General features: G+C 63.1%; 18 protein-coding genes. 12 read left to right on the forward strand and 6 right to left on the reverse strand.

All coding sequences use genetic code 11. The features are described 5' to 3' along the window. Positions 1-115: 115 nt before the first annotated feature. From flgB to flgL, 12 genes are all read left to right on the forward strand, one after another. Positions 116-610 (forward strand): flagellar basal body rod protein FlgB, encoded by a 495-nt coding sequence (gene flgB, locus M0D67_RS11710; RefSeq protein WP_054038465.1) that lies wholly within the window; start codon positions 116-118, stop codon positions 608-610. 19 nt (positions 611-629) lie between these two features. Beyond that, positions 630-1,055 carry a flagellar basal body rod protein FlgC gene (gene flgC, locus M0D67_RS11715; protein WP_054038463.1) on the forward strand — a complete coding sequence of 142 codons (426 nt, stop codon included), beginning with the start codon at positions 630-632 and terminating at the stop codon, positions 1,053-1,055. Between the two features lie 10 nt (positions 1,056-1,065). Beyond that, a complete protein-coding gene (gene flgD / locus M0D67_RS11720; RefSeq protein WP_171927633.1) occupies positions 1,066-1,797 on the forward strand; it encodes a flagellar hook assembly protein FlgD in 732 nt (243 codons plus the stop codon). Positions 1,798-1,840: 43 nt separating this feature from the next. Next, complete coding sequence (locus M0D67_RS11725; protein WP_171927632.1) at positions 1,841-3,352, forward strand: flagellar hook protein FlgE; 1,512 nt, start codon at positions 1,841-1,843, stop codon at positions 3,350-3,352. 19 nt (positions 3,353-3,371) lie between these two features. After that, positions 3,372-4,130 (forward strand): flagellar basal-body rod protein FlgF, encoded by a 759-nt coding sequence (flgF, locus tag M0D67_RS11730; RefSeq protein ID WP_171927631.1) that lies wholly within the window; start codon positions 3,372-3,374, stop codon positions 4,128-4,130. Positions 4,131-4,238: 108 nt separating this feature from the next. Beyond that, positions 4,239-5,027 carry a flagellar basal-body rod protein FlgG gene (gene flgG / locus M0D67_RS11735; protein ID WP_168435648.1) on the forward strand — a complete coding sequence of 263 codons (789 nt, stop codon included), beginning with the start codon at positions 4,239-4,241 and terminating at the stop codon, positions 5,025-5,027. Between the two features lie 41 nt (positions 5,028-5,068). Next, the gene (gene flgH / locus M0D67_RS11740; protein ID WP_171927630.1) at positions 5,069-5,767 is read left to right on the forward strand and encodes a flagellar basal body L-ring protein FlgH; all 699 of its coding nucleotides are present in this window, start codon (positions 5,069-5,071) and stop codon (positions 5,765-5,767) included. A gap of 2 nt (positions 5,768-5,769) precedes the next feature. Continuing rightward, the gene (locus M0D67_RS11745) at positions 5,770-6,975 is read left to right on the forward strand and encodes a flagellar basal body P-ring protein FlgI (protein WP_154559849.1); all 1,206 of its coding nucleotides are present in this window, start codon (positions 5,770-5,772) and stop codon (positions 6,973-6,975) included. Positions 6,976-6,987: 12 nt separating this feature from the next. Then, positions 6,988-7,986 (forward strand): flagellar assembly peptidoglycan hydrolase FlgJ, encoded by a 999-nt coding sequence (gene flgJ, locus M0D67_RS11750; protein ID WP_171927629.1) that lies wholly within the window; start codon positions 6,988-6,990, stop codon positions 7,984-7,986. Between the two features lie 410 nt (positions 7,987-8,396). Continuing rightward, positions 8,397-9,170, forward strand: coding sequence for a flagellar brake protein (locus M0D67_RS11755; protein WP_171927628.1), 774 nt, complete (start codon positions 8,397-8,399; stop codon positions 9,168-9,170). Positions 9,171-9,326: 156 nt separating this feature from the next. Further along, positions 9,327-11,303, forward strand: a complete 1,977-nt coding sequence (flgK, locus tag M0D67_RS11760) for a flagellar hook-associated protein FlgK (protein WP_171927627.1) — start codon at positions 9,327-9,329, stop codon at positions 11,301-11,303. A gap of 10 nt (positions 11,304-11,313) precedes the next feature. Continuing rightward, positions 11,314-12,534 carry a flagellar hook-associated protein FlgL gene (flgL, locus tag M0D67_RS11765; protein WP_154559845.1) on the forward strand — a complete coding sequence of 407 codons (1,221 nt, stop codon included), beginning with the start codon at positions 11,314-11,316 and terminating at the stop codon, positions 12,532-12,534. A 77-nt stretch (positions 12,535-12,611) separates the two neighbouring features. On the opposite strand, the gene fliR is transcribed toward flgL, so the two are convergent. From fliR to fliM, 6 genes are all read right to left on the reverse strand, one after another. After that, positions 12,612-13,394 carry a flagellar biosynthetic protein FliR gene (gene fliR / locus M0D67_RS11770; protein ID WP_154559844.1) on the reverse strand — a complete coding sequence of 261 codons (783 nt, stop codon included), beginning with the start codon at positions 13,392-13,394 and terminating at the stop codon, positions 12,612-12,614. Positions 13,395-13,440: 46 nt separating this feature from the next. Continuing rightward, positions 13,441-13,710, reverse strand: coding sequence for a flagellar biosynthesis protein FliQ (fliQ, locus tag M0D67_RS11775; protein ID WP_028198519.1), 270 nt, complete (start codon positions 13,708-13,710; stop codon positions 13,441-13,443). Positions 13,711-13,774: 64 nt separating this feature from the next. Further along, a complete protein-coding gene (gene fliP, locus M0D67_RS11780; protein ID WP_154559843.1) occupies positions 13,775-14,617 on the reverse strand; it encodes a flagellar type III secretion system pore protein FliP in 843 nt (280 codons plus the stop codon). Continuing rightward, the gene (gene fliO, locus M0D67_RS11785; protein WP_171927626.1) at positions 14,617-15,261 is read right to left on the reverse strand and encodes a flagellar biosynthetic protein FliO; all 645 of its coding nucleotides are present in this window, start codon (positions 15,259-15,261) and stop codon (positions 14,617-14,619) included. Before fliO ends, fliP begins: the two co-directional genes overlap by 1 nt. Further along, entirely contained in the window at positions 15,258-15,722 is a 465-nt protein-coding gene (gene fliN, locus M0D67_RS11790; RefSeq protein ID WP_093640882.1) for a flagellar motor switch protein FliN, read from the reverse strand. The genes fliO and fliN overlap by 4 nt, the downstream gene beginning before the upstream one ends. Continuing rightward, entirely contained in the window at positions 15,715-16,713 is a 999-nt protein-coding gene (gene fliM / locus M0D67_RS11795) for a flagellar motor switch protein FliM (RefSeq protein ID WP_154559841.1), read from the reverse strand. Before fliM ends, fliN begins: the two co-directional genes overlap by 8 nt. Positions 16,714-16,715 lie beyond the last annotated feature (2 nt).

Below are 16,715 nucleotides of genomic sequence, written 5' to 3' on the forward strand. Positions count from 1 at the left end.
GCCACTTGCGTTCGGCCCATAAGATGCACTTCATGCAAAAAGGTCTTCCCGGCCGACGCAATCCTCACGCGAAGCACAAAACGGGAAGCCTCGGGAACGTTCTCCGGAGATTTCTATGCTGGACAAACTCGATGCCGAATTCGCCTTTGGCCGCCAGGCGCTCGATGTGCGCGCTTACCGGCAGGAACTGCTGTCGTCGAATATCGCCAACGCCGATACCCCCGGGTACAAGGCGCGCGACGTCGACTTCGCTTCGTCGCTGGCCGGCGCGCTGAAGAAGACCGGCGGCGGTGCGGGCACCGGCGCCTCGAACAACTCGACGCTCGCCATGACGCAGCCCGCAGGGGTGACGAGCGGCATGTCGATGGTGTCGACCGCGCCGGGTCACATGTCCGGCAAGACGACGCTGACGCCGACCGGTGGCACGCCGGACGACTACGGCAATCTGCAATACCGCATTCCGACGCAACCCGCGCTCGACGGCAACACGGTCGACATCGATACGGAACGCGTGCAGTTCGCGGACAACACGTTGCACTTCGAATCGGGCATGACGGTGCTGTCGGGCCAGATCAAGACGATGCTCGCGGCAATCCAGTCGGGTTCGTAGACAGGAGAGGAAAGGAAACATGCCATCCCTGATGAACATTTTTGGTGTTGCAGGCTCCGCGATGTCAGCGCAGTCGCAGCGGCTCAACGTGACGGCGTCGAATCTCGCCAACGCGGACAGCACGACCGGCCCGGACGGCCAGCCGTACAAGGCCAAGCAGGTCGTGTTCGCGGTCAGCCCGATCGGTGGCGCGCGCACGGGCTCCGGTCAGCAGATCGGCGGCGTGCAGGTCACCGGCGTGGTCGACGACCCGACGCCGATGAAGACCGCCTACGACCCCGGCAACCCGGCGGCCAACCCGGACGGTTACGTCACGCTGCCCAACGTCGACCCGGTGCAGGAAATGGTCAACATGATCTCGGCCTCGCGCTCGTACCAGGCCAACGTCGAGACGCTGAACACCGCCAAGACACTGATGTTGAAAACGCTCACGATCGGAACCTGAGGAGAATTCCTTGACCACCAACACCACCATCGGCAGCAACGGCACGAACGTGTCGCAAACGCTGCTCGATACGATGAACGGCACGAGCAGCACCAAGAGCGCGACCAGCTCCACCAGCTCGACCGGCAGCACGTCGGGCACCTCGGCGACCGATCTGCAGAATACTTTCCTGCAACTGCTCGTCGCGCAGTTGAAGAATCAGGATCCGACCAATCCGATGGACAGCTCGCAGATGACCTCGCAGCTGGCGCAGATCAACACGGTGTCGGGCATCAGCCAGTTGAACACGACGCTCACCTCGCTCGCCACGCAGATGTCGGCAGGCCAGCAGTCGCAAGCCGCGCTGCTGATCGGCTCGACCGTGCTCGCGCCGGGCAGCTCGGTATCGGTTGCAAGCGGCAAGGCCGGCGCGTTCGGCGTGCAGCTCGCTAACTCGGTGAGCGATCTGCAGGTGGTGGTGAAGAACTCGGCGGGCACGATCGTCAACACGATCGACCTCGGCAAGCAGTCGGCGGGCACGATTCCGGTGGGCTGGACGCCGACGGATTCGGCCGGCAACACGCTGCCCGACGGCAGCTACTCGATCAGCGCGGTCGGCACGATCAACGGTCAGCAGGCAACGGCCACGACGCTCACGGGCGCGACGGTGCAAAGCGTCGTCATGCAGAGCAGCGGTACGCCGGGCCTCGTGCTGTCGAACGGCACGACCGTGGGGCTGACCAGCGTCGCCGCCATCCTCTGATTCAGATTCTATCAGTTACGACTTTCCAGATACGGAGACCGTCATGGGTTACCAACAAGGTTTGAGTGGTTTGTCCGCATCGTCGAGCGACCTCGACGTGATCGGCAACAACATTGCCAACGCGAACACGGTTGGCTTCAAGAGCGGCGCGGCGCAATTCGCCGACATGTACGCCAATTCAGTGGCGACCGCAGTGGGCAACCAGGTCGGCATCGGCACCAAGCTCTCCGAAGTGCAGCAGCAGTTCTCGCAAGGCACGATCACCAGCACCAACCAGGCGCTCGACGTCGCGATCAACGGCAACGGCTTCTTCCAGTTGTCGAACAACGGCTCGCTGGTGTACTCGCGCAACGGCGTGTTCCAGCTCGACAAGAACGGCAACATCGTCAACGCGCAAGGCCTGCAACTGATGGGCTACGCCGCGAACGGCGCAGGGATCATCAACACCGCGCAGACTGTGCCGCTCAGCGTGCCGACCGCGAACATCGCGCCGCAAGCCACCACCAAGATCGTCGCCGGTTTGAACCTGAACGCGCAGGATCCGCTGATGCTCGGCACGCCGGCCGTGACGCCGACCCTTGTCGGGGGCAGCACGCTCACGACGCCCGGCGCGACCATCACGAACACCGCCTCGGGCACGAATAACGACAGCTACACCGTCAACTTCACGAGCCCGACGACCTACACGGTGACCGACACCACGCTCGGCACGACGACTGCCGCCGCTACGTACACGGCCGGCACGGCGGTCTCGCTCGGCAACGGCCAGACCATCACGTTCAACGGCGTACCGGCGACTGGCGACAGCGTTGCGATCGCGCCGACCCCGGTCGCGTTCAACCAGAACAGCTCGTCGACGTATAACTACTCGACCAGCACGACGGTCTATGACTCGCTTGGCGGCTCGCAGACGGTCAACATGTACTTCGCGAAGACCTCGGCCGGCACGTGGAACGTGTACGCGGGCACCTCGACCGGCACCGCGAGCCTGGTTGGACACGCGAACTTCAACTCGTCGGGCACGCTGCTCGGCACGACCAACGCGGCTGGCGTCGCTACCACCACGCCGTTCGTCTTCAACTTCAGCGTTCCGACCACCGACGGTTCGTCGACGCCGCAGAACCTGACGCTGAATATCGGCGGCACGACGCAGTACGGCGGCAAGGACGGCGTGAACTCGCTGCAGCCTGACGGCTTCGCAGCCGGCACGCTGACGAGCTTCACGATCGGCGCCGACGGCACGCTGACCGGCAACTACTCGAACCAGCAAACCGCGGCGCTCGGCCAGGTCGTGCTCGCGAACTTCTCGAACCAGAACGGTCTCGTGAACCTCGGCAACAACGAGTTCCAGCAGACGTCCCAATCGGGCGTCGCGCAGATCTCAGCGCCGGGCTCGACCAACCACGGCGTGCTGCAAGGCGGCGCGGTGGAAAACTCGAACGTCGACCTGACGAGCGAACTGGTGAACCTGATCACCGCGCAACGCAACTATCAGGCGAACGCGCAGACGATCAAGACCCAGCAGACCGTCGACCAGACCCTGATCAACCTGTAAGCGACCGGGACTTCCCATCATGGATCGGCTGATCTACACCGCGATGTCGGGCAGCACGCAAGCGCTCGAACAGCAGGCTATCGTTGCCAACAATCTGGCGAACGCCTCGACCACCGGCTTTCGCGCGCAGCTTGCGACTTTCCGCGCCGTGCCGATGGCGTTCGGCGACGGCAGTTCGATCAACGACACCACCACGCGCACCTTCGTGCTGTCGTCGACGCCGGGTGCCGACTACACGCCGGGGCCGATCCAGCAGACGGGCAACCCGCTCGACGTGGCGATCCAGGGTCCGGGCTGGCTGGCGGTGCAAACCGCCGACGGCAACGAGGCTTATACGCGCGCCGGCAATCTGCACGTCGACGAGAACGGTCAACTGGTGAACGCCATGAACCAGACGGTGCTCGGCAACGGCGGCCCGGTATCGGTGCCGCCGGGTGCGGAAATCACCATCGGCAAGGACGGCACGGTGTCCGCGCTGACGCCGGGCGATCCGCCGACGGCGGTGGTGACGGTCGATCAGTTGAAGCTGGTGAATCCGGATCCGCAAACCATGACGCGCGGCGACGACGGCCTTTTTCGCACTGCCGACGGCAATGCAGCCGACGCCGATCCGGCCGTCACGCTGGCGCCGGCATCGCTTGAAGGCAGCAACGTGAATCCGGTCAGCGCGATGGTCGCGATGATCACCAACGCTCGCCAGTTCCAGATGCAGACCAAGCTGCTGGAAAACGCGGACAAGAACGACCAGTCCGCCAACCAGTTGCTCAGCTTTAGCTAACGGGATGGGACCGGAGTAAGCGCTAAAGCGCTAACTCCGAACGACAGCTTTGCATGGGACCGGACTAAGCGCTAAAGCGCCAACTCCGGTCGACACAGGAGAAGAATAGTGAATCGCTCGCTCTACATCGCCGCCACCGGCATGAATGCGCAACAGTCGCAGATGGACGTGATTTCGAACAACCTCGCGAACGTCAGCACCAACGGCTTCAAGGGCTCGCGCGCGGTGTTCGAGGATCTGCTGTATCAGACCATCCGTCAGCCGGGTGCGAACTCGACGCAAAACACCGAACTGCCGTCCGGTATCCAGCTCGGCACAGGTGTGCAACAGGTCGCGACCGAACGTCTCTACACGCAGGGCAACCTGCAGCAGACCGGCAACTCGAAAGACGTCGCCATCAACGGTCAGGGCTTTTTCCAGGTGCAGATGCCCGATGGCACCACCGCCTACACGCGTGACGGTTCGTTCCAGACCAACGCGCAAGGCCAGCTCGTCACATCGAGCGGCTACCAGGTGATTCCGGCGATCACGATTCCGAACAACGCAACCTCGCTGACCATCGGCAGCGACGGCGTGGTGTCGATCACCGTCGCCGGCTCGACCAACAGCCAGCAGCTCGGCTCGATGCAGGTCGCTACCTTCATCAACCCGGCCGGTCTGGATGCAAAGGGGGAAAACCTGTTCTCCGAAACGGCTTCGTCGGGTGCGCCGAACGTCGCGCAACCGGGCCTGAACGGCGCCGGCACGCTGAATCAGGGTTACGTGGAAGCATCGAACGTGAACGTGGTGCAGGAACTGGTGAACATGATCCAGACGCAGCGCGCTTACGAAATCAACAGCAAGGCCGTGACGACCTCCGACCAGATGCTGCAGACCCTCAGCCAGATGCAGGTTTAAGGCTTAAGGGACTGGGGAATTAACAGGCGGTAATAATCAAGATGTCGCACTTCACTCGTAACCCGGTTCATTCGCGCACCGCTCAGGCGCTCGTGCAGCTCACACTGCTCGCGGCGTTGGGTGGCTGCGGCCTCGTGCCGAAGCAGCCGATCGTCCAGCAACCGATGACGGCACAGCCGCCGATGCCGCCGCAGGCGCAATCGCCGGGCTCGATCTACAACCCGGGTTACGCGGGCCGGCCGCTGTTCGAAGATCAGCGGCCGCGCAATGTGGGCGACATCCTGACGATCGTGATTCAGGAAAACGTCAACGCAACGAAGTCCTCGGGCGCCGGGGTCAATCGTAACGGCAACACCAACTTCGACGTGCCGACCGCCGGTTTTCTCGGCGGCCTGTTCGGCAAGACCAACCTGAGCGCGAACGGCGCCAACAAGTTTTCGGCAACCGGCGGTGCGAATGCGTCGAATACGTTCAGCGGCACGATCACGGTGACAGTGACCGGCGTGCTGCCGAACGGCAACCTGATGGTCAGCGGCGAGAAGCAGATGCTGATCAACCAGGGCAACGAATTCGTGCGCTTTTCCGGTGTGGTGAATCCCAACACGATCTCCAACCTGAACGCCGTGTACTCGACCCAGGTGGCCGACGCGAAGATCGAATACTCCGCGAAGGGCTATATCGACGAATCCGAGAACATGGGCTTCCTGCAGCGCTTCTTCCTCAACGTGTCGCCGTGGTGATCATGCGTACCGCCTTCTCCCGCTCCCGCCGCGCCGCGTTCGCCGCACCTCTCGCGCGATTGGCTCGCGTGGGCCGTGCACTGGCCTTCATCGCGCTTGCTTGCGCCGCGCTGCCGGCCGCTACGCCCGCTTATGCCGAACGTCTGAAAGACCTCGTGCAGATCCAGGGCGTGCGTGACAACCCGCTGATCGGCTACGGCCTCGTCGTCGGTCTTGACGGCACGGGCGACCAGACCACGCAGACGCCGTTCACCACGCAGACACTCGCCAACATGCTGGCGAACCTCGGCATCTCGATCAACAACCAGGCGGCGGGCTCGACCAACCAGCAATCGTCGCTATCGAACATCCAGTTGAAGAACGTCGCCGCGGTGATGGTGACGGCGGTGTTGCCGCCGTTCGCGCGTCCCGGCGAAGCGATCGACGTGACGGTGTCGTCGCTCGGCAATTCGAAGAGCCTGCGCGGCGGCACGCTGCTGCTTACGCCGCTCAAGGGCGCGGACGGCCAGGTGTATGCGCTTGGCCAGGGCAATGTGGCGGTCGGCGGCGCCGGCGCGAGCGCGAACGGCAGCAAGGTGCAGGTGAACACACTCAATGCGGGCCGCATCGCCGGCGGCGCGATCGTCGAACGCGCGGTGCCGACCTCGGTATCGCAAGCGGGTACGATGCAGCTCGACCTGAACGACATGGACTACGACACCACGCAGCGCGTGGTGGCCGCGGTGAACAACGCGTTCGGCAGCGGCACGGCCACGGCGCTCGACGGCCGCACGATTCAACTGCGCGCGCCCTCCGATCCGGAGCAGCAGGTCGCCTTCATGGCGCAATTGCAGAACCTCGACGTCAAGCCGGCGCAAGCGGCCGCGAAGGTGATCCTGAACGCGCGCACCGGCTCGATCGTGATGAACCAGATGGTCACGCTGCAAAGCTGCGCGGTGGCGCACGGCAATCTGTCCGTGGTGATCAATACGCAGCCGGTGGTGAGTCAGCCGGGCGCGTTCTCGAACGGCCAGACGGTGACCGCGCAACAATCGCAGATTCAGATGAAGCAGGACAACGGCGCACTGAAGCTGGTGACCGCCGGCGCGAACCTTGCCGAAGTGGTGAAGGCGCTCAACGCACTGGGTGCGACGCCCGCGGATCTGATGTCGATCCTGCAGGCAATGAAAGCGGCGGGCGCTTTGCGCGCCGACCTGGAAATCATCTAGGGAAGACACAGGATGAATTCGGATACGACCAATTCCGCCAATGCGGCGAACGACCTGACCCAGCGCTTCGCGCTCGACGTGCAGGGCTTCGGCAAGCTGAGCGCACAGGCCAAGGCCTCGCCGCAAGCCGGCATGAAGATGGCGGCGCAACAGTTCGACGCGGTGTTCACCCAGATGATGCTGAAGAGCATGCGCGATGCGACGCCACAGGATGGTCCGTTCGATTCGCACGACAGCGCCACCTTCACGTCGATGATGGATCAGCAGTTGTCGCAACAACTGTCGCAGAAGGGCATTGGTGTCGCCGACGCGATGCTCAAGCAGATGATGCGCAATCAGGGCATGCAGGTGGGTGGCGCGAGCGGCGCAGGCGGCGGCCTCGCCGGCATGGCCAATGCGCTCGGTGGCGGCAGCGGCGGCGACGAAGGCCAGACCGCGGCGCTGAACGCGCTCGCGAAGGCTTACGGCAACGCGCAGGCCAACGGCCAACTGGCGATGGGCAAGGGCTACTCGGCCAACAGCGCGCTGACTCCGCCGATCAAAGGCGACGGCAGCTCGCCGAAGGTCGACGCCTTCGTCGACAAGCTCGCCGAGCCGGCGCAAGCCGCCAGCGCGGCAACCGGCATTCCGGCGCGCTTCATCATCGGCCAGGCCGCGCTCGAATCGGGTTGGGGCAAGAGCGAGATCAGGAAGTCGGACGGTTCGACCAGCCACAACGTGTTCGGCATCAAGGCGACCAAGGACTGGACCGGCAAGACCGTCTCGACGGTCACGACCGAATATGTGAACGGCAAGCCGCAGCGCACCGTCGAAAAATTCCGCGCGTACGACTCGTACCAGGAAGCGATGACCGACTACGCGAGCATGCTCAAGGGCAACCCGCGTTATGCGCAGGTGATCAACTCTTCGCATGACGTGAATGGCTTTGCCAACGGCATGCAGCGCGCGGGTTACGCGACCGATCCGCATTACGCGAAAAAGCTGATGTCCATCATGCAGAAAATGGGCTGACCTGCCGTTAATGCAGGTGTGCAGTCGCACTCGACTGCGCAGCCGATCAGTTTATGCAGTCTGATTTTCTCGAATAAAGTATGCACGCGACGGGGCCAGGTGCATAACAAGACGGACGAGGCCGGCCGCCTACGGGCGGCCGGTCCACCCGCATAACCGACGTGATTGTTGCCGGTATTCCATGCACGCGGATTCCACTGCCGGAATATCGGCGTTTAACGTTTGCGGCAAATATTTCATTACACGCCCCTAAATTTTGGCTGAATGCTGCCGCTAATTAGTTAGACCCGATACCGGAAAGCGTTTAATGTCCGGTTGAATGCGCGTGCTGCGGCTTCGATGAAGGCCGCGCGAAAGCCCCGGCAGGAGCCCTGGCACGCGCCCGCAAGAACATGCATACCGGCAAGCCTATGGATACTACCCAGTCGCACGGCCAGACCGACGCACCCGGCCAGTCGCACGCCACGCTAGACGAAAGCGCACCCGATTTCGGCCGTCGCAATCCGCTGGAGATTGGCGTTCAGTTACGCAACCTCGTCAATCGCGGCGATTTCCTCACCGTTGAATATGCGGGCGGTCAGCTCGTGACGCGCCTGCTCGATGTCGACGTGCGCGGGCGCACCTTCACGTTCGATTGGGGCGCACTCTCCGAACAGAACAAAGGCTTATTGGGCGCGCCGCGCTGCCAGTTCCACGCGTCGCCTGACGGCGTGCGCGTCGAGTTCGCCACCGGCACGCCGCGCGAAACCCGTTACGAAGGACTGCCCGCATTCGAGTCCGACTTCCCCGAAGTGCTGTACCACGTGCAGCGCCGCGAGTATTTCCGCGTCGATGCGCCGATACTCGATCCGTATATGTGCAGCGGCCGTTTGCCCGAAGGCGACACGTTCCGCTTCGAAGTGCACGATCTGTCGCTCGGCGGCGTCGGCATGCGCACCTCGGATGAACGCGTGGCCGAATTGCCGATGGGCACGCGGCTGCAGGATTGCGAACTGTCGCTCGGCTCGCTTGGCCGCCTTTCGCTCGATCTGCAACTGGTGTCGCACCGTTCCACCGCATTGCCGAACGGCACGCAGCGCTATCAACTCGGCTTCCGTTTTCTGACGCTGCCGGGCAGCGCCGAAAACACGCTGCAGCGTCTGATCACGCAACTCGAAATGAAGCGCCGCTCGCTGGTGCGCTGAACGGCGAAAGAGCCTTGCTGCACGCGCCTCGCAAACGTTGAAACAAACGTCGAACAAGCATCGGAATGGCCCTCAATTTTTCCTCGTGGGGGCCGTTAAACAGGATGTTCAAGTAACGCGGCGGCAAGTGGTCGGTGTCGCCCTTCAGGATGACGCATGTCGAGCAACCTCATCAATCTCGGACTCAGTGGACTGAACGCAGCCCAGTGGGGACTCACGACGACCGGCCAGAACATCAGCAATGCGTCGACGCCGGGCTACACGATCGAAACGCCGGTCTACGCCGAAACCGGTGGCCAGTACACGGGTTCCGGCTTTTTGCCGCAGGGCGTCTCGACCGTCACCGTGACGCGCCAGTACAGCCAGTATCTGACCACTGAGTTGAACAATGCGCAGAGCTCGGGCGGATCGCTGTCGACGTACAACACGATGATCTCGCAGTTGAACAATCTTGTCGGTAGCCCGACAGCCGGCATTGCAAGCGCGATCACCAGCTACTTCACCGGTTTGCAGAACGTCTCGAACAACGCCTCCAGCCTGTCCACCCGCCAGGGCGCGATAAGCGGCGCGCAGACGCTCGTGAATCAGATCAATGCCGCGGGTCAGCAATACGACGCGATGCGCCAGAGCGTCAACACGCAGCTCAGCAACACCGTTTCGCAAATCAATAGCTACACGCAGCAGATCGCCCAATTGAACGGGCAGATCTCCCAGGCCAGCACGCAAGGTCAGCCGCCGAACCAGCTGATGGATCAGCGCGATCAAGCCGTGTCGAACCTGTCGCAACTGATCGGCGTGAACGTCGTGAACAGCAACGGCAGCTATAGCGTGTTCATGGGCAACGGCCAGCCGCTCGTATCGTCCACCAATAGCTACAACCTGGGTACGGCGCCTTCGACCGGCGACACCAGCGAACTGTCGGTGCAGTATCTCGGCCAGGCAGGTGCAAACCCGGCCGCTGCGCCGCAAAACCTGCCCGACAGCAAGATCACGGGCGGCACGCTTGGCGGCCTGCTGGCGTTCCGCAGCCAGACGCTCGATCCGTCCGAAGCGCAACTCGGCGCGATTGCGGTGAGCTTTTCCGCGCAGGTCAACGCGCAGAACGGCCTCGGCATCACGCTCGCTGGCGCCCAGGGCGGCGCGCTGTTTTCGGTGGGCGGCCCGACCGTCTACGCGAATACGAAGAACACCGGCAACGCGTCGCTGAACGTCTCGTTCGCGAATCCTGCGCAGCCGACCACCGGCGATTACACGCTGGCTTATAACGGCACCAGCTACACGCTGACCGACAATTCGACCGGCAGCGTGGTGGGCTCGGCGGCCACGCTGGCACTGCCGATCAACGGCCTGAATTTCTCGACCACCGGCACGATGAACGCCGGCGATTCGTTCACGGTAGAACCGACCCGCGGCGCGCTGAACAGCTTCAACACCGCGACCACGGACCCGTCGGCGATTGCCGCCGCGGCACCGGTGCTCGGGGCGGCAACGGCGAGCAATACCGGCACCGGTACGATCACGCAAGGCTCGGTGACGGCCGGTTACACGATGCCGAATGCGACCACCACGCTGTCTTACAACGGCGCGGGTCTCTCGGGCTTCCCGGCCGGTTCGACGGTGACGGTAGCGGGCTCGCCCCCCACCTCTTACCCGATCGCCACTGCGGCGACCGTGGTGCCGTATTCGTCGGCTACGGGGGCAGCGCTGACGATCACCAACCCGACCGCCGGCCAGATGAACAACGTCTCGGTGACGATCAGCGGCGCACCGGCTGCCGGCGACACGTTCACCATCGGCCCGAACACCGGCGCGAGCAACGACGGCCGCAATGCACTGGCGCTGTCGAACCTCTCCGCGGCGAAGGTATTGGCGGGCGGCACGGTCACGCTGACGGGCGCGTATGCGAACTACGTCAACCAGATCGGCAACCAGACCAATCAGATTCAGACCTCGAGCACGGCGCAGACCGCGCTGGTGACGCAGATCACCACCGCGCAGCAGTCGGTCTCGGGCGTGAACATCAACGAAGAAGCAGCCAACCTGCTTCAGTATCAGCAGCTCTATCAGGCGAACAGCAAGGTCATCCAGACTGCGCAGACCCTGTTCCAGACGATACTCGGCATCTTCCAGTGAGGCGTTGAACATGCGCATCTCCAGTACGCAGTACTTCAATATGAACGTGGCGACGATGAGCGATCAGCAAGCTCAGTTGTCGCAGTTGTATCAAGAGATCTCGAGCGGCGTGAGCCTCTCCACGCCGTCGGACAATCCGCTCGGCGCGGCGCAGGCGGTGCTGCTGAGTTCGACGGCGACGAGCCTGTCGCAGTACACGACCAACCAGGGCGCAGCACTCTCTTCGCTGCAACAGGAAGATTCGACGCTCGGCAGTGTCAATACCGTGCTGCAGAGCATTCACACGCTGGTGCTGAGCGCCGGCGACGGTTCGCTGAACAACGGCGACCGCGGTTCGATCGCGACGCAATTGCAGAGCTTGCGCAGCCAGTTGATGACGCTCGCCAATGCGACCGACCCGCAGGGCAATGCCTTGTTCGGTGGTTATCAAACCACTGCGACGCCGTACACCACCAACGCGGCCGGTGTCGTGAGCTATTCGGGCGATACCGGTACGCCTTCCATGCAGATCACGTCCTCGCACACGATTCAGACCGGCGACAACGGTCTCGCGATCTTCGGGAGCGTGGCAGCGATCGGCACCAGCTCGGTGCCGGCCGCGACGGCCGGCAACACGGGCACGGGCGTGATCAGCACCGTGAGCCTGACGAACCCGACCAATCCGGCCAATGCGGATACGTACGCGATCAACTTCACGTCGGCGACCACCTACACGGTGACCCAGACCCCGCCGAGCGGGGCGCCGACCACGAGCGCGCCGCAACCGTTTACGGCCGGCTCGGCGATCACGCTTGGCGGCCAGACGGTGAACATCACTGGCGCACCGAACGCGGGCGACAGCTTTTCCGTGACGCCGGCCACGCAAGGCAGCATGGATGTGTTCGCCAATCTGAGCCAGTTGATCACCACGTTGCAATCGCCGCTGTCCGGCGGCGCCTCGACGGCCAGCTACCAGAGCGCACTGACCACCAGCATGACCCAGCTCGAAAACACGATGAACAACGTCGTGACCGCGCAGGCGGCGGTGGGTGGCCGCGAGCAGCAAGTGCAGGCGTTGCAGACCGTCACCCAGACCAACACGTTGCAGACGTCGAGCAACCTCGCGGATCTGACGCAGACGGACATGGCCAAGACGATCGGCCAGTACACGATGACGCAAAACGCGCTGCAAGCGGCGCAGCAGGCGTTCGTGAAGATCCAGAGCGTTTCGCTGTTCCAGTACCTGAATTAAGCGAGCAGTCTGAAACGAGGAAGGGCGGAAGCCGGTGTGAGCCGGTTCCGCCCTTCTTTGTTTTGGGTGGGGCCGCGCTACTTCAACCCCGCTGCTACACGCCCCATCTGATCGAGACCGACGTCGAACAGGCGCATGAAGAACGGAATCATGTTCGGGATCATCAGTTGCAGGAGCAGCATGCCGATCAGCATGGTCAGCGGAAAGCCGATCTGGAATACGCCGATTTGCGGCGCGGCGCGGTTCAGGATGCCGAGCGAGATATTGGTGATCAGGAGCGCGACGACCACCGGCAGCGACAGCAACAGGCCCGCCGAAAACACCGTGCTGCCGAAATTCGCCAGCGTGCGCCAGCCGGGCGCGCCCAGAATGTTCGCCGACACCGGCACGGACTGGAACGTGGTCAGCAGCGCGCTGATCATCTGCAGATGGCCATCGATCACCAGAAACACCAGCATTGCAATGATGTTCATGTAGCTCGACAGCACCTGGCTCGAACTGCTTGCCTGCGCGTCGAAAAATGTTGCGAAACCGAGACCCATGCCGAGGCCGACGAAATCGCCAGTGGCGCTGATCGCCTGGAACACGATCTGCATTGTCATGCCGAGCGCGATGCCGATCAGGAACTGGTTGACGATAATCCACACGCCTTCGGCGGAAAACACCGTGACCTGCGGCAGCGCGCCGAGCGTAGGCGCGACGATGATCGTGATGAAAGCCGCGAGGCCGATCTTCACGCGCGTCGGCAGCGAGCGGTTGCCGAGCACCGGCGCGGTCGCCACCAGCGCGAGAATCCGCACGAACGGCCACAGGAACGCTGTGAGCCAGACGTTCAGTTGGGCGTAGGTGACGGAAAACATGGCGGTGGGGAAGGGGGCAAGCGCCGAGCTGAAGCCGGGGCCGCGCTCAGTTGACTAGCGACGGGATATTGGTGAGCGTCTGGCGCAGATAGTCGAGCATGGTCGTCAACATCCACGGACCGGCGATCACCATCGTGATGGCGATCGCGAGCAGCTTCGGAATGAACGACAGCGTGGTTTCGTTGATCTGCGTGGCGGCCTGGAACAGGCTCACCACCAGACCGACCACCAGCGCGACCAGCAACAACGGCGCGGCAAGCAGCAGGCCGACATACATGGCCTGGTGCGCGAGCGTCATGACGGATTCCTGATTCATGGCGTAGTACCGGAAGCGTGAAGGATTGAGTGACGCAACTAAGTGAGCTGGTTAAATGAGCCGGTTAAACAAAGCTCTGCGCGAGCGAGCCGAGCAGCAGTTGCCAACCGTCGACCAGCACGAACAGCATCAGCTTGAACGGCAGCGAGATGGTGGCGGGCGAGACCATCATCATCCCCATCGACATCAGCACGCTCGCCACCACCATGTCGATGATGAGGAACGGGATGAAAATCGTGAAGCCGATCTGGAAGCCCGTTTTCAGTTCGCTCGTCACGAACGACGGCACCAGCAGCGACAGCGGCACGTCTTCCGGACCTTGCATCGGCGCTGCGTGCGAGATGCGGGCGAACAAGGCAAGATCGCTTTCGCGGGTCTGGCGCAGCATGAAGGTCTTGAACGGCGCGAGGCCGCGGCTCACCGCCGTCTCCATCGGCATCGAGCCTTCGGAGAACGGTTTGTAGCCCTCGTTATAGGCCTTGTCGAGCACCGGCGACATCACGAACAGCGTGAGGAACAGCGCGAGACCGACCAGCACCTGGTTTGGCGGCGTGGTGGTGGTGCCGAGCGCCTGACGTAGCAGCGACAACACGATGATGATGCGAGTGAAGCTCGTCATCATCAGCACCATCGCCGGCAGGAACGACAGCATCGTGAGCAGCAGCATCGTCTGCACGCTCAGCGAATACGTCGTACCGCCGTTCGGACCCGGGCTCGTATTGAAGGCCGGCAAGCCGGCGGTTTGCGCGAACGACAGCGTCGGCAGCGCGAGCATCAGCGCCGGCAACACGACTGGCGCGACGCGGCGCAGGATGGGAATGATTTTCGAGGCGGCGCAGGACATGCGCGTGGCGTGCGTTTGATGTGCTGATTGCACGGGGTGCACTGAAAGAAGACTGAACTGCATTACCGATCCCCGCTGCCTTGCCCATTGAAACGTTTGCCCACTTCGCCTTTTAAAGCATCGCGAAAGCGTTGGCCGAAGGTGCCGGGCAACGCGGCGCCTTTACTCGATGTATCCGATGCGCCGGGTGTGGCCGGTTGCGTGCCTGCGACCGGATCGATTGCGGCCGAACCGGCGGGCATCGTGTGCAGCAGACGCACATTGCCGGGCGCCGTGCCGAGCACGAGCCACGTATCGCCGATCTCGACCACCGCGACCCGCTCCTTGCCGCCGAGCGAGGCGCCGCCGATCGTCTTCACGAGGCCGCCGCGATTGGCTGGCTGCAAGCCGAAGCGGCGCGCGAGCCATGCACAGGCGAACACCAGACCGATCACGACCAGCAGGCCGACGATGGTTTGCAGCACCGCGCCGACGCCGAGCGCCGGAACGGCCGTGCCCGCACCCACACCTGACGCGATTTTCGCGGCGTTGTTGACCGCGTTCATGTCGGCCGCGTGCGCGGCTGATGGGGCGAGTGCCGCCACGGAGGTCACTGCGAACATCAGCGCCGGGGTGGCCGCTGCCGTCGTTGCCATTGCTGCGAGCACAGCGCGATTGAGAACATCGCGCGACGCGTGCAGCATGGCGCGACCGGCAACGCATTTCATCGATTCAGTTTCCGGATACGTTCGGACGGCGTGATGATGTCGGTCAGACGGATACCGAACTTGTCGTTCACGACCACCACTTCGCCCTGGGCGATCAGGCAGCCGTTGACCAGCACGTCCATCGGTTCGCCCGCCATGCCGTCCAGTTCCACGACCGAGCCCTGTGCGAGTTGCAGCAGGTTGCGGATCGCGATCTTGGTGCGGCCGAGTTCGACGGTCATCTGGACAGGAATGTCCAGGATCATGTCGATGTCGTTACGCGTCGAGGTCGGCTCGACCTTCGAGAGCGGCTGGAACACGCCGGCCGTGGTCGCGCTGACTTCCGTGTTGTCGTTCTGCTCGGCCAGCGCGCTGGCCCAGTCGGCCATGGCCGCTTCGTCTTCGGCGCTGGTTGCGTCGGCGGCCAGTTGCGGCTCGCCAGCGGCCAGTTCGGCCTCAGTCTTTGCGTTCAGGTCACTCATATCCACCATCCTTCATCGTGTCGGCTGCGCTGATCATTTTCTGGACCCGCAACGCGTACTGACCATTGAAAATTCCGTAGCCGCACTCCATCACCGGCACGCCATCGACTTTCGCCGTGATGTGTTCGGGGATGTTGATCGGCAGAACATCGCCTTTGCGCATGTTCAGGATCTGTTCGAACGTGACCGGCACCTGGGCCAGGTCGGCGGTCAGTTCCACTTCTGCTGCCTGCACCTGTTGCGACAGCACGCGGACCCAGCGGCGGTCGACTTCGAGCGCCTCGCCCTGGATCGGCGACGAGAGAATGTCGCGGATCGGCTCGATCATCGAATACGGCATGCAGATGTGCAGCGTGCCGCCCGTCGTGCCGAACTCGATCGAGAACTGCGTGACGATGACGATTTCGTTCGGCGTCGCCACGTTGGCGAACTGCGTATGCATTTCCGAGCGCACGAATTCGAACTGCAGCGGCCGCACGCTTTTCCACGACGCCGCGTAGTGCTCGAACGTGAGGTTGAGCAGCTTCATGATGATGCGCTGCTCGGTTGCCGTGAAATCGCGGCCTTCGACGCGGGTATGGAAACGCCCGTCGCCGCCGAACAGGTTGTCGACCACGAAGAACACCAGATTCGGGTCGAACACGAACAGCGACGTACCGCGCAACGGCTTCACGTGGACCAGGTTCAGGTTGGTCGGGATCGGCAGGTTGCGGGTGAACTCGCTGTACTTCTGCACTTTCACCGGACCGACGGAAATTTCCGCCGAGCGCCGCATGAAGTTGAAGATGCCGACGCGTAACAGACGCGCGAAGCGGTCGTTGATGATTTCGAGGCCGGGCATGCGGCCGCGGACGATGCGTTCCTGCGTCGCGATGTTGTACGGGCGTACACCCGCACGATCGGTCTGCTCGGCTTCCGAGTCGGACTCGCCGGTGACGCCCTTGAGGAGGGCATCGACCTCCTCCTGGGACATGAACTCTTCGTGGCCCATTC

The organism is Paraburkholderia sp. SECH4 (genome assembly GCF_030511745.1).
Lineage (GTDB): Bacteria > Pseudomonadota > Gammaproteobacteria > Burkholderiales > Burkholderiaceae > Paraburkholderia > Paraburkholderia madseniana.

Bases quoted from the DNA above. Each gene is read 5' to 3' on its own strand.
- flgB (WP_054038465.1), top strand. From the start codon at position 116: ATGCTGGACAAACTCGATGCCGAATTCGCCTTTGGCCGCCAGGCGCTC.
- flgC (WP_054038463.1), top strand. From the start codon at position 630: ATGCCATCCCTGATGAACATTTTTGGTGTTGCAGGCTCCGCGATGTCA.
- M0D67_RS11725 (WP_171927632.1), top strand. From the start codon at position 1,841: ATGGGTTACCAACAAGGTTTGAGTGGTTTGTCCGCATCGTCGAGCGAC.
- flgF (WP_171927631.1), top strand. From the start codon at position 3,372: ATGGATCGGCTGATCTACACCGCGATGTCGGGCAGCACGCAAGCGCTC.
- flgH (WP_171927630.1), top strand. From the start codon at position 5,069: ATGTCGCACTTCACTCGTAACCCGGTTCATTCGCGCACCGCTCAGGCG.
- M0D67_RS11745 (WP_154559849.1), top strand. From the start codon at position 5,770: ATGCGTACCGCCTTCTCCCGCTCCCGCCGCGCCGCGTTCGCCGCACCT.
- flgJ (WP_171927629.1), top strand. From the start codon at position 6,988: ATGAATTCGGATACGACCAATTCCGCCAATGCGGCGAACGACCTGACC.
- M0D67_RS11755 (WP_171927628.1), top strand. From the start codon at position 8,397: ATGGATACTACCCAGTCGCACGGCCAGACCGACGCACCCGGCCAGTCG.
- flgK (WP_171927627.1), top strand. From the start codon at position 9,327: ATGTCGAGCAACCTCATCAATCTCGGACTCAGTGGACTGAACGCAGCC.
- flgL (WP_154559845.1), top strand. From the start codon at position 11,314: ATGCGCATCTCCAGTACGCAGTACTTCAATATGAACGTGGCGACGATG.
- fliR (WP_154559844.1), bottom strand. From the start codon at position 13,394: ATGTTTTCCGTCACCTACGCCCAACTGAACGTCTGGCTCACAGCGTTC.
- fliQ (WP_028198519.1), bottom strand. From the start codon at position 13,710: ATGAATCAGGAATCCGTCATGACGCTCGCGCACCAGGCCATGTATGTC.
- fliP (WP_154559843.1), bottom strand. From the start codon at position 14,617: ATGCAGTTCAGTCTTCTTTCAGTGCACCCCGTGCAATCAGCACATCAA.
- fliO (WP_171927626.1), bottom strand. From the start codon at position 15,261: ATGAAATGCGTTGCCGGTCGCGCCATGCTGCACGCGTCGCGCGATGTT.
- fliN (WP_093640882.1), bottom strand. From the start codon at position 15,722: ATGAGTGACCTGAACGCAAAGACTGAGGCCGAACTGGCCGCTGGCGAG.
- fliM (WP_154559841.1), bottom strand. From the start codon at position 16,713: ATGGGCCACGAAGAGTTCATGTCCCAGGAGGAGGTCGATGCCCTCCTC.